The sequence below is a fragment of the Flavobacterium sp. 22659 genome (assembly GCF_052044235.1).
Taxonomy (GTDB): Bacteria; Bacteroidota; Bacteroidia; order Flavobacteriales; family Flavobacteriaceae; genus Flavobacterium; species Flavobacterium johnsoniae.
Genome location: NZ_JBQEMU010000010.1, coordinates 108,349 through 120,829, shown reverse-complemented (window position 1 = coordinate 120,829; position 12,481 = coordinate 108,349). Strand labels below are relative to the sequence as shown.

General features: G+C 34.2%; 12 protein-coding genes. 5 read left to right on the top strand and 7 right to left on the bottom strand.

Features of this window, described 5'->3' with window-relative positions; all coding sequences use genetic code 11:
• Window positions 1-72: 72 nt before the first annotated feature.
• The 5 genes from ilvA to ACTJIW_RS12225 all read right to left on the bottom strand — a co-directional run bounded on the left by ilvA (window position 73) and on the right by ACTJIW_RS12225 (window position 6,140).
• On the bottom strand, window positions 73-1,317 hold the full coding sequence (gene ilvA / locus ACTJIW_RS12245) for a threonine ammonia-lyase IlvA (RefSeq protein WP_440714357.1): 1,245 nt from the start codon (window positions 1,315-1,317) through the stop codon (window positions 73-75).
• Window positions 1,318-1,659: 342 nt separating this feature from the next.
• Window positions 1,660-2,196 carry a DUF4136 domain-containing protein gene (locus ACTJIW_RS12240; RefSeq protein WP_012023983.1) on the bottom strand — a complete coding sequence of 179 codons (537 nt, stop codon included), beginning with the start codon at window positions 2,194-2,196 and terminating at the stop codon, window positions 1,660-1,662.
• 30 nt (window positions 2,197-2,226) lie between these two features.
• The gene (locus tag ACTJIW_RS12235; protein WP_440714356.1) at window positions 2,227-4,203 is read right to left on the bottom strand and encodes a urocanate hydratase; all 1,977 of its coding nucleotides are present in this window, start codon (window positions 4,201-4,203) and stop codon (window positions 2,227-2,229) included.
• Between the two features lie 593 nt (window positions 4,204-4,796).
• On the bottom strand, window positions 4,797-5,774 hold the full coding sequence (locus ACTJIW_RS12230; RefSeq protein ID WP_440714355.1) for a 2-hydroxyacid dehydrogenase: 978 nt from the start codon (window positions 5,772-5,774) through the stop codon (window positions 4,797-4,799).
• Between the two features lie 177 nt (window positions 5,775-5,951).
• On the bottom strand, window positions 5,952-6,140 hold the full coding sequence (locus ACTJIW_RS12225; RefSeq protein WP_073410886.1) for a DUF5522 domain-containing protein: 189 nt from the start codon (window positions 6,138-6,140) through the stop codon (window positions 5,952-5,954).
• Window positions 6,141-6,256: 116 nt separating this feature from the next.
• Between ACTJIW_RS12225 and ACTJIW_RS12220 the strand changes: the two genes are divergently transcribed.
• The 4 genes from ACTJIW_RS12220 (at window position 6,257) to hemL (ending at window position 9,874) form a co-directional block, all read left to right on the top strand.
• Window positions 6,257-6,598 carry a hypothetical protein gene (locus ACTJIW_RS12220; RefSeq protein WP_073410885.1) on the top strand — a complete coding sequence of 114 codons (342 nt, stop codon included), beginning with the start codon at window positions 6,257-6,259 and terminating at the stop codon, window positions 6,596-6,598.
• Window positions 6,599-6,672: 74 nt separating this feature from the next.
• Complete coding sequence (locus ACTJIW_RS12215) at window positions 6,673-7,581, top strand: 1-aminocyclopropane-1-carboxylate deaminase/D-cysteine desulfhydrase (RefSeq protein WP_440714354.1); 909 nt, start codon at window positions 6,673-6,675, stop codon at window positions 7,579-7,581.
• On the top strand, window positions 7,574-8,470 hold the full coding sequence (locus ACTJIW_RS12210; RefSeq protein ID WP_073410882.1) for a glucosaminidase domain-containing protein: 897 nt from the start codon (window positions 7,574-7,576) through the stop codon (window positions 8,468-8,470). Before ACTJIW_RS12215 ends, ACTJIW_RS12210 begins: the two co-directional genes overlap by 8 nt.
• A gap of 117 nt (window positions 8,471-8,587) precedes the next feature.
• Entirely contained in the window at window positions 8,588-9,874 is a 1,287-nt protein-coding gene (gene hemL / locus ACTJIW_RS12205; protein WP_440714353.1) for a glutamate-1-semialdehyde 2,1-aminomutase, read from the top strand.
• 40 nt (window positions 9,875-9,914) lie between these two features.
• Here the strand turns inward: hemL and ACTJIW_RS12200 are convergent, their stop codons facing one another.
• Window positions 9,915-10,652, bottom strand: a complete 738-nt coding sequence (locus ACTJIW_RS12200) for a hypothetical protein (RefSeq protein WP_440714352.1) — start codon at window positions 10,650-10,652, stop codon at window positions 9,915-9,917.
• 164 nt (window positions 10,653-10,816) lie between these two features.
• Window positions 10,817-11,257, bottom strand: a complete 441-nt coding sequence (locus ACTJIW_RS12195; RefSeq protein ID WP_073410879.1) for a hypothetical protein — start codon at window positions 11,255-11,257, stop codon at window positions 10,817-10,819.
• A 171-nt stretch (window positions 11,258-11,428) separates the two neighbouring features.
• Here ACTJIW_RS12195 and ACTJIW_RS12190 point away from each other — a divergent pair, with 171 nt between their 5' ends.
• Window positions 11,429-12,430, top strand: a complete 1,002-nt coding sequence (locus ACTJIW_RS12190; protein ID WP_440714351.1) for a 2-hydroxyacid dehydrogenase — start codon at window positions 11,429-11,431, stop codon at window positions 12,428-12,430.
• The last annotated feature ends 51 nt before the right edge of the window (window positions 12,431-12,481 follow it).

The window sequence follows — 12,481 nt, the reverse complement described above, 5'->3', positions numbered from 1 at the left end:
TTCAATTAGTAATTTTATATTGATGCTTAAAAGGCTGTCTAAATTTTTTAGGCAGCCTTTTATTTTATCAATTTATCCAATTAATTGCGTAAACAAATCCTGATTATCGTTTAAGTATTGAAATTCAAAACCGTATTGTGTCATTTTCATTTTGATAGGCAGAATATCTTTTTTCTTTTTTAATTCTAAACCAACTACAACAGAACCAACTTCGCGGCTGTTTTTCTTGGCAAACTGAAAATAAGTAATGTCATCATCCGGACCTAAAATATTATTTACAAATTCTTTTAAAGCTCCCGGACGCTGCGGAAACTGAATCATGAAATAATGCATTAAACCTTCATAAAGTAAAGAACGTTCTTTTATTTCAGCAGTTCTTTCAATATCGTTGTTACTGCCGCTTACAACGCAGACTACGTTTTTACCTTTAATTTTATCCTTGTAAAAATCCAAAGCAGCAATAGTTAAAGCACCTGCAGGTTCTACAACCATCGCTTCTTCATTATACAATCTTAAAATGGTCGTGCAGACTTTTCCCTCTGGAACGAGAATAATGTCTTCTAGATTATAACGGCAGATTTCAAAAGTTTTATCACCAACTTGTTTCACTGCTGCACCATCAACAAATTTGTCGATTGTTTTTAGTGCCGTATTTTTATTTTCTTCTATGGAAGTTTTCATCGAAGGAGCACCTTTTGGCTCAACGCCAATAATTTTAGTATTTGGACTTAAATGCCTGAAAACTTCCGACAATCCAGAAGCCAGTCCGCCGCCGCCAATAGGTACAAAAACATAATCGATAGGTTCCTTATATGTTTCCAATATTTCTAATCCAACAGTTCCCTGTCCGGCAATTACTTTTTCGTCATCAAAAGGATGAATAAAAGTTTTGTGGTTTTTGATAGCATCTGCAGTTGCCGAAGCATAGGCATCATCAAAAGTATCTCCGGTTAAAACAATTTCAACAAACTTTTTTCCAAACAATTGTACTTGCTTTACTTTTTGTTTTGGAGTTGTTTTTGGCATATAGATTTTGCCGTTTATTTTAAGAAGATTACAAGAATAGGCAACACCCTGCGCATGATTACCAGCACTGGCACAGACAATTCCGTTTGTTTTTTCTTTTTCGTTTAACGAAGAAATCTTGTTGTAAGCACCCCGAATTTTGTATGAACGAACAATTTGCAAATCTTCTCGTTTTAATAAAATAGTAGATTTGAATTCGTCTGAAAGATTCAAATTTTGGGTTAAAGGCGTAGCAGAAATTACATTTTCGAGCTGCTTTTTGGCGTTAAGTACTTCGTTAAATAAACTCATGATGTTTTTTGTTTTTGCCACGAATTACACGAATTGACACTAATTTTATTGTCTTAAAAAAAAAATAATTCGCGCTAATTTGTGTAATTCGTGGCTATTTAAAATCTCTATTAAAATAAAAAACCTCCCAATTGGGAGGTTTCTATAAATTATATTTTACAAACTTATATAACACCTCGCCATCATTGCAGAATTGCAATAATGCTGATAATAGCGATAATAATGTTGTTAAAGTTTTTCATTTTTTTAGCTGATTGAATAGCAAATGTATTAATTATTTTGGAAAGTTCACAACTATTTAAAGTTTTATAAAAGCTGAAAACTACCAGCTGCAACTGAAAACTATTTCTTAACAGGCGGATATTGAGCTAAAATTTTAGCAACAAATTCGGCAATTCTTTCATCTTTTTTATCGATGTTTCTTGTCAAAGTACCAATTCCTTCACCCTGCCAGATCATTTCTTTCTTTTTAGCATCGATTAAATCAATGTACAAAGTTCCTTCGGTAGAAGTAGAAACAGTAGTTTGGTTTCCGTACATCATCCACGGATTCCAGCCCCATCCCCATCCGTAGCCCCATCCGGCACTGAATTGGTTTACATCAACCTGCTCTCTTGATTTTGTAAAAATATTTACCAATAAATCAGGATTGTCGCTTTTTGTAAAACCTTTAGCTGCCATTTGGTCATCAATTGCGCGAAGAATTCTTCTTTTATCTAAATCTGATATTTCGACTTTGTCAATTCCGGGCTTAAAGTAAGCGTATGTTTTATAAGGCGCAAAATCGACAGTTTTGTCATAATCAGAATAAACGGTCACAGTACTGCAAGAGCTAAGTATCAGCAGTAACAAAAGTGGAATTAACTTAAGTGTTTTCATATTTCTAAGAATTAATGTTCTCAATTTTAATTAAAGCAAACTTTCATCGACTAGATTAGGTAAAGTTACTTTTAATAAAGGCTCAACTTCCATTGCTCTTTTTATAGCAAAAACAGCACCCTCGTTTCTTGCCCAGCTTCGTCTTGAAATTCCGTTGTTAACATCCCAGAAAAGCATTGACGCTAAACGCTTTGAAGCCTCTGTAGAACCATCAAGAACCATACCAAATCCGCCGTTTATAACCTCTCCCCAGCCAACGCCGCCACCATTATGAATAGAAACCCAGGTTGCTCCTCTAAAGCTGTCGCCAATCACGTTATGAATCGCCATGTCGGCAGTAAAACGAGATCCGTCATAAATATTTGAAGTCTCTCTGTAAGGTGAGTCAGTTCCAGAAACGTCGTGGTGATCACGTCCTAAAACAACTGCGCCAATTTCGCCTTTTGCAATTGCCTGATTAAAGGCTTCGGCGATTTTAATTCTTCCCTCAGCATCAGCATATAAAATACGAGCTTGAGAGCCTACAACCAATTTATTTTCCTGCGCGCCTTTAATCCATTTGATATTATCCTGCATTTGCTGCTGGATTTCATTTGGAGCAGTTTCGGCCATTTTTTCTAAAACTTCGCAGGCAATAGCATCAGTTTTTAGCAAATCTTCTGGTTTTCCTGAAGTACAAACCCATCGGAAAGGACCAAATCCGTAATCGAAACACATTGGTCCCATAATATCCTGAACGTAACTAGGATATTTAAAATCGATATTATTTTCGGCCATTACATCGGCGCCTGCGCGAGAAGCTTCTAGTAAAAAGGCGTTTCCGTAATCAAAAAAGTAAGTTCCTTTTGCGGTGTGTTTGTTAATTGCATCTGCATGGCGACGTAAGGTTTCCTGAACTTTTTCTTTGAATAATTCTGGATTATTAGCCATCAAATCATTAGCTTCTTCAAACGAAATTCCAACCGGATAATAACCTCCAGCCCACGGATTATGAAGTGAAGTCTGATCTGAACCTAAATCAATTTTGATGTTTTCCTGATCGAAACGTTCCCAAACGTCAACGACATTTCCTAAATAAGCAATAGAAACCGTTTCTTTATTGGCTTTCGCCGAATTTACTCGGGCAACCAATTCATCAGTCGTAGTCACAACTTCATTAATCCAACCTTGTTCATGACGGATTTTAGTAATTTTTGGATTTACTTCGGCGCAGACCGTAATACAACCTGCAATATTTCCTGCTTTTGGCTGTGCGCCAGACATTCCGCCAAGACCCGAAGTTACAAATAAACTTCCTTCTGGATTTTGTTTTATTTTTCTAAAACCGTTTAAAACTGTAATTGTCGTTCCGTGTACAATTCCCTGCGGGCCAATATACATATAACTTCCCGCTGTCATTTGCCCGTATTGCGAAACGCCAAGTGCATTCATTTTCTCCCAATCGTCCGGTTTAGAATAATTCGGGATTACCATTCCGTTTGTTACCACAACTCTTGGCGCTTCTTTATGAGAAGGAAATAATCCCATTGGATGACCTGAATACATGGTTAAAGTCTGCTCATCTGTCATTTCAGACAAATACTGCATCGTCAATAAATATTGTGCCCAGTTTTGAAAAACAGCACCGTTTCCGCCATAGGTAATTAATTCATGCGGGTGCTGCGCCACAGCATAATCCAGATTGTTCTGAATCATGTGCATAATCGCTTTTGCCTGCAATGATTTCCCTGGATATTCGTCAATTGGTCTTGCGTACATTCTGTAATCAGGACGAAGACGGTACATATAAATACGGCCATAAGTTTCTAATTCTTCTGAAAATTCAGGAATTAATTCAGCATGATGTTTTGGATCAAAATAACGCAAAGCATTTTTCAGCGCCAGCTTTTTTTCTTCTACCGAAAGAATTTCTTTTCGTTTCGGAGCGTGATTAATAGCTGGGTCGTATACCTGCTTTGGTGGTAATATAGAAGGTATTCCTTGTTGTATTTGTTCTTTGAAAGTCATTTTTTTTAGAGATGCTAAGGTGCTGAGGATCTAAGATGCTAAGGTATTACAGTTAGATTAACAGCAGATTAATTTTTTGTTTTTTTTGATTATGCCGCCCCACTGGGGCTCAAATGTGACTGACGGTTATTATTTCTATAAATATATCGCTCCTCACGGAGCTTTTAAGTTTAGAAAAATCTATTTAAAATATGCTGCCCCGTTGCTTAAAAATGATGGACTGTTAATTGATTGTATAAATATTTCGCTCTTCTGGAGCTGATAAAATAAAGCCTTGGAAAGGCGAAATATTTATAGGAAAACAATAACCCCAATATAAAAGCTCCAGCGGAGCGAAATATTACCCAACCAAATTGCAATTTAAAATCTGAAATTTATTTAAATTATCTCATTTTTAAATTGACTCATTGGCAAATTGTCACATTTTCTAATATAAAAAACTAGGGATAACGGATATCCGACCTATGATAGGATTTGTGGATCGTAATCCTAAATTTTCTTGAACGAATATCCATCTCTGATATTTTAGATTGTTGATTTTAGATTTTAGATTGGGAAATTATCTTAAATTATCAAATTGCCACATTATCTCATTAAGAATAAACTTCCTCATTAACACAAAACGGCATTTTTTTGCCTTCAATAACCGCAATTACATTTTGTGCTGCACAAACTGCCATTCCGTTTCGGGCTTCGTATGTTGCTGAACCAATGTGCGGTAAAACGCAGCAATTTGCAAGCGACAATAACGGATTATCTTGTTTCATTGGTTCTGGATTAGTAACGTCTAATCCTGCGCCCCAGATTATATTATTAGTCAGTGCCTCAAACAAATCATTTTCATTATGAAATTTTCCTCTTGCGGTATTGATGAAAATGGAATTCGGTTTCATTTTGGCAAAAGCATTTTTATTGAAAATTTCATTGTTTTCTGCACTGTAATTAGCATGAATGCTTAAAACATCGCTTTCTGCAAGTAAGGTTTCAAAATCTACATACTTAGCATCCAATTCTTTTTCTGCATATTCTTTTCGGGAACGATTATGATAAATAATGTTCATTCCAAATGCGGCTTTACATTTTTGAGCCATTTCAAAACCAATTCGTCCCAATCCAAATATTCCTAAAGTTTTGCCATACAGTTCCTGCCCTAAATTGGCTAACGGATCAAAACTTCCCCAATCGTTGTTTAAAATTCTTTTATGATTGAAAAATGATTTTCTCGCAACACTTTGCATCAATAAAAATGCAACATCTGAAGTGGCTCTGCTTAAAACATCAGGTGTATTCCCAATAGGAATTTTACGGCTGTTTGCAGATGGAATATTGACAGAATCAAATCCCACAGAAAACAAAGCAATACCTTTTAAATTGGGACATTGCTGAAAAAAATCTTCGTCAAAAAAGTTTTGGGTTCCAACATTTAAAAGAACATCGTTTTTCTGGCAGATTTTAATAAAATCTTCTCTGGATAATACATTTTCTGTTGGGTTTATAGTTAGATTTATGTCTTTTTCCTGAAGTAATCTAAGACCAGCTTCTGGTATATTTTTATTGATAAAAACGTTCATTATGTATTGTTTTTAACCCTTAGGTTTAATTCGTAAAAAAAAATAAACACATAAAAACATAGATTTTATGTGTAAAAAAGGAGAGAAAAAGAAATATATTTCTTTCACAGAGCTCCTTATGTGTATTTTAAATAAGTAAAACGCCTTTTTTAAGCAGTAAATCTATGTTACTATGTGTTAAAAATTTGACGGTTTATTTATTCTTCCTGTTTTTTTATCATATCCGTACGGACAATGACGACAGCCGCTTTTGCAGCAATAGCCTCTTTTTAAATGATGTTTTTCAGTAAAGCATTTATAACCTTCGGGCGTATAGTAAAAATCTTCGCCTTCGATTAATTTATTTTCATTACTTTGCTCTTTCATAAATCTGCTTCGTGTTCTTTTTTGAATAAACTAAAAATCAAAAATATAAATATTTGATTGTGATTTTATTGAAATCGAACAATTTTATAGCTACAAATTTATAAATTTTACAGCCAATGTTTCTGATTGTTGCCAAATATTTAATTCCGAAAGGTTATAGAGGAATGGCTGTATTTCCGTTTCTAATTGCAAAATATGATTATGATAAGACGAATAAAGTTTTTGTTAATCATGAAAAAATACATTTAAGACAACAATTAGAGCTTTTAGTGATTCCGTTTTTTATCTGGTATTTTTTAGAATATCTAATTCGTCTCATTCAATATAAAAACGGGGCTTTAGCATATCGAAATATTAGTTTTGAAAGAGAAGCTTACGCAAAAGAAACCGACGTTAATTATCTAAAAAACCGATCTTTTTTTCAGTTTTTACATTACATGAAGAGTTATAAGCAATAGGCTTTAATCAATAAGCTTGATGCTAAGACAAGAATTATAACTTTTGACTTTCGACTTTCCAACTTAAAAAAAAAATGAATCCAGTTTTCAATCAAAATATAAATATTCAGTTTCCAAATCATATTTCGCTGACTATAAAGCGTGAAGATTTAATTCATCCGTTTGTTTCGGGAAATAAATTCAGAAAACTAAAATACAATTTACTTCAGGCGAAAGCCGTAAATAAAGAAACTTTACTGACTTTTGGCGGAGCATTTTCCAATCATATTGCAGCAGTTGCTTATGCAGGAAAAGAACAAGGCTTCAAAACCATCGGAATAATTCGAGGCGATGAACTTTTGGACAAAATACAGGAAAATCCAACCTTGAAATTTGCTCAGGAAAACGGAATGCAGTTTGAGTTTGTTTCGAGAGAAGAGTACCGTTTAAAAAGTGAAAAGTCGTTTATAGAAAAGCTGAAAGACAAGTTCGGTGATTTTTATTTGGTTCCGGAAGGAGGAACAAATGAACTTGCTGTAAAGGGCTGCGAGGAGATTTTAACAGAAGAAGATTCGGTTTTTAATTACGTATGCTGTGCAGTTGGAACAGGCGGCACAATTTCGGGATTAATTAATAATGCATTGCCAAATCAGAAAATTTTGGGCTTTCCAGCGTTAAAAGGTGACTTTTTAAACGATGAAATTCGTATTTTTGCAAAAAAAGATAACTGGAATTTAATTTCTGACTATCATTTTGGAGGTTATGGCAAGATAAATTTAGAATTAATTGAATTTATTAATTCTTTTTTTGAAGAAACAAAAGTGCCCTTAGATCCAATTTATACAGGAAAGATGGTTTTTGGCGTTATAGATTTAATAAACAAAAATTATTTTCCTGCACATTCAAAAATTTTACTCATTCACACAGGCGGATTGCAGGGAATAGACGGAATGAATATAAAATTGAAGCAGAAGAAATTACCAATACTCAAAACCAATGATTAAAAAAATTGTATTACTTCTCGTAATATTAGCTTTAGCAAGCTGCTCTTCTAGTAAGCCTGCCATCGCGACGACTAAAAAAGCGGCAGCCGTTCAAACCAGAACCGCATCTGCAAAAAGAACCGCTCCTGCTAAACCTACTGCTAAATATCCTTCTACAAATAATACAACTGAGGTTATTCAATCTACTTCAAAAACAGTTGTTACCAGCGATTTAATTAATAATTATGTTTTGCAATACAAAGACATTGCAATGGGAAACATGAAAACTTACGGCATTCCGGCAAGTATTATTCTGGCGCAGGGAATTTTAGAATCGGGTGCGGGCAGAGGAGATTTAGCTGTAGATGCTAATAACCATTTTGGAATTAAATGTCATAATGATTGGCTGGGAGAAAGTGTTCGCCACGACGATGACTCAGCTCAGGAATGTTTTAGAAAATATCCGCAGGCATCTGAATCATATAGAGATCATGCCTTATTTTTGGTTGGGAAAAAGCGATATGCGACCTTATTTACTTACGAAAAAGACGATTATAAATCCTGGGCAAAAGGATTGAGAGCTGCTGGTTATGCAACAGATCCGAAATATCCAGACAAGCTGATTAGTTATATTGAACGTTATAATCTGCATCAATATGATTGTCAGGTTACAGGAAGAAACTATGTGCCAATTAATACTTCGGCTCCACCAAAAAAATCATCTTATGATGTCGCGTCAGATCCAAAGATCAATATGAATTCAAACGATCCTAATTTATACGAAGTTCAAAAAGGAGATACGTTATACTCAATTTCGAAAAAATTCAATTTATTAGTTGATGATTTAAAACAAAAGAATAATCTAACTGATAATGCGATTTCGATTGGGCAGAGGTTGAAAGTGAAGTAAGTTTTCAGTCGCAGTCTCAGTTTTCAGTCGCGTTTTGATTTAATTTTAAAATCCAAAATAAGTTTTCAGTTTACAATCTAAAATTTAAAATCTGAATTCTAAAATCTAAAATAAAAAATGTTATATAAAAGAAGTAGTCAGCTTTTTGCTGAAGCAGAAAAAGTAATTCCGGGAGGAGTAAATTCACCAGTTAGAGCATTTAAAGCAGTTGGCGGAACTCCGATTTTTGTAAAAAGTGCCAAAGGTGCTTATTTATATGATGAAGACGGAAACAAATTAATAGATTACATCAACTCTTGGGGACCAATGGTTTTAGGCCATGCTTATCAGCCGGTTGTTGATGCTGTAATCGAAAAAGCAAAACTGGGTACTTCATTTGGAATGCCGACAGAATTGGAAACAGAAATCGCTGCTTTAGCCGTTTCTATGGTTCCAAATATTGACAAAATACGTTTTGTAAATTCGGGAACAGAAGCTTGTATGAGCGCAATTCGTCTAGCTCGCGGATTTACAAAAAGAGATAAAATTATCAAATTTGCAGGTTGTTACCACGGGCATTCTGATTCATTCCTGATTCAGGCAGGAAGCGGGGCAGTAACTTTTGGATCTCCAAATAGTCCAGGGGTTACAGAAGGAACTGCAAAAGATACTTTATTAGCGAAATACAATGATTTAGAGAATGTAAAAACTTTAATCGAAGCTAACAAAGGAGAAATTGCTGCTATCATTATTGAAGCTGTTGCTGGAAATATGGGTTGTATTCCACCAGCAAAAGGTTTCTTACAAGGTTTAAGAGATTTGTGTACAGCAAACGGAATCTTATTGATTTTTGATGAGGTAATGACTGGTTTCCGTTTAGCACGCGGCGGAGTTCAGGAATTATATGGAATTGATGCTGATATTGTGACTTTTGGAAAAGTTATTGGCGGTGGACTTCCTGTTGGAGCTTTTGCAGCACGCGAAGAAATCATGAATTATTTAGCACCTCTTGGACCAGTTTATCAGGCAGGAACATTATCAGGAAATCCGTTAGCAATGGCAGCAGGATATGCGATGTTAAAAGCTCTGGATAATGACAGAGAAATTTTTACTCGTTTAGAAGAAAAAACGGCATATTTAGAAGCAGGAATTGACAGAGTTTTAAAAGCAAACAATGTTGTGTTTACAATCAATAGAGTTGGTTCTATGATTTCTGTTCACTTTGATGCAGATCCGGTGACAGATTTTAAAACTGCTGCAAAAGGAGATAACGAAACGTTTAAGAAATTCTTCCACGGATTGCTGCAGGAAGGTGTTTATATCGCGCCATCTGCATATGAAACTTGGTTTATTACAGATGCTTTAACGTATGAAGATTTAGATTTTACAATTAATGCGATCGACAAGGTTTCGAAAACATTTTAATAACAAAAAAAGAGGCTTTTAAAGCCTCTTTTTTTATGGATTATTTTTTGTCTTTTCTGTGTTCTTTCATTTTGTCTTTATGCTCTTTTTGAATTGCGGTCCATTTTTTATATTGATCTGTATTCAAAATAGATTTCATTTTAGCATCATACGCTTTGTGATCTTCTTCCATTTGTTTTTTCATGGCTTTTTTGTCAGCATCTGTTGGCTGAATACCAGAATCTCTTCTGCTTTTTTTAAGCATCGCCATTTTTGTACTTCTGTCAGATAAAAGTTCGCTGATTTGTTTTTGCTGATCTGCATTTAAGTTTAAATCAGTTGTCAGTTTTTGCAAATGAGCCTGATCGCGTTCCTGTGGCGATTTAAAATGACCTTTGTGATCTCCTTTGTGATCTTTATAGTCTTTTTTTAAAGCCGTCCATTTTGTGTATTGATCAGCATTTAAAATGGCTTTCATTTTAGCATCAGCCGCTTCTTTATCAGCTTTCATTTGTTTTTTAAATGCTTCTTTTTCTTCAGCAGTAGGTTTTGTTTTGTTGTTTTTTCTGTCTTCTCTAAACTTTTCTGCTTTTGCACTTCTTTCAGCCAAAAGCTGTTTTACCTGTTCCTGTTGATTTTTATCTAAGTTCAAATCAGAAGTTAATTTTTGCAAATGTTTCTCACTGCGTTGTTCCGGAGTTAATTTTTCGCGTTGATCTTGTGCCGGTTTCTGATTGATGTCTTGTGCAAAACTTACTATTCCAACGAATAATAAAGCAGCAATAAATAATTTTTTCATTTTTCGTCTTTTTTAAAGGTTTATAGCAATTAGACTTCTACAGGTTTATTAAGTTTAATGGCATTTTCAGGTTTATCTTTTATTTAACAGAAAGTATTAAGAAAAATATAATGTCATTTAAAAAAACAAAAAAGAGGCTTGCGGCCTCTTTTTGTAAAAACTAATTAGTTGTTTTCTTTTCTATATTCTCTCATTTTTTCTCTGGCTTTATCTTTGTTTTTTTCTTGTAAAGTATGCCATTTTGTGTATTGATCTGCTGTTAAGATTGTTTTCATTTTAGCATCGTTAGCATCTTTTTCTGCTTTTAGTTCATTTTTAAGAGCTTCTCTTTCGGCTGCAGTTGGTTTGGTGCCGCTGTCTTTTTTATCTTTTCTTTCTGCTCTTAGTTTTTCTGCTTTCGCACTTCTTTCTGCTAATAATTGTTTTACCTGAGCCTGCTGATTAGCATCTAAACTCAATTCAGAAGTCAGTTTTTGTAATTGCTTTTCATTACGTTGTTCCGGAGTCATTCTTTCTCTCTGTTCACGTTCTGGTTTTTGATCTGTGTCTTGTGCAAAGCCTGCTATTCCAACAAATAACATCGCTGCGATAAATAATTTTTTCATGATTTGTCTTTTTTAAGGTTATAGCATATTAGACTATAATAAACTGAATTGGTTTAATTTATATTGCTCAAATTGTTTATTTAACTTTTGAAAGAAGTAGTTTATGAAAGTTAACATTGAAAATATTTTCTTATTTTTAAGGTATCAACAAATTAAAATCCAGAAAACATTATGAGCAAAATCGCCTTTTTCTCAACGCAGCCTTACGACAAAGCTTTCTTTAATAAATACAATGCTGATTTTGGTTTTGAATTAGATTTTTTCGAAACACAATTGAATCCGCAGACTGTAATTTTAATTGAAAATGCTGAAATTGTCTGTGTTTTCGTAAATGATATTGTAAACGAAACAGTAATAAAACAATTGGCAGAAAAAAATGTAAAAATTATTGCATTGCGATGTGCGGGTTTTAATAATGTTGATCTGGATGCTGCAAAAAAGTACAATATTAAAGTCTGCCGTGTTCCTGCTTATTCACCGCAAGCCGTTGCAGAACATGCAATGGCCATGATTTTGACTTTAAACAGAAAAACACATAAAGCTTATAACAGAGTCCGCGAACAGAATTTTTCTCTAAACGGATTATTGGGGTTTGATTTGTTTGGAAAGACAATTGGAATTATTGGAACAGGAAATATAGGAAAAGCATTTTCTAAAATTGCTCTGGGTTTCGGCTGTAAGGTTTTGGCTTATGATATTGTTGAAAATGAAGAAATGAAAAAAGAAGGCGTATCTTTTGTTGGTTTAGAAGAGATTTTTAAATCAAGTGATATTATTTCGCTTCACTGCCCATTAAATGATCAGACGAAGCATGTAATTAATAAGACTTCGATTTCTTTTATGAAAGATAATGTAATGATTATCAATACAAGCCGCGGTGGATTAATAGAAACTTCGAGTGTAATTGAAGGTTTAAAAGAAGGTAAAATAGGTTATTTAGGAATTGATGTTTACGAACAGGAAGAAAAACTGTTCTTTAGAGATTTATCAGCAGATATTATTCAGGATGATGCAATTCAGCGTTTAATGAGTTTTCCAAATGTTTTGGTAACGGCGCATCAGGCATTTTTTACTAATGAAGCTTTGACACAGATCGCTTTGGTGACTTTTAATAATATAAAATCATTGCTGGAGAAAAACGATATTGAAAATAAAACAGCTCTGCTGGTTTAAATTATGTAGGCGTAAACTCGGTTTCAAAAAACTGCTAAGTTTGGAAGGAAT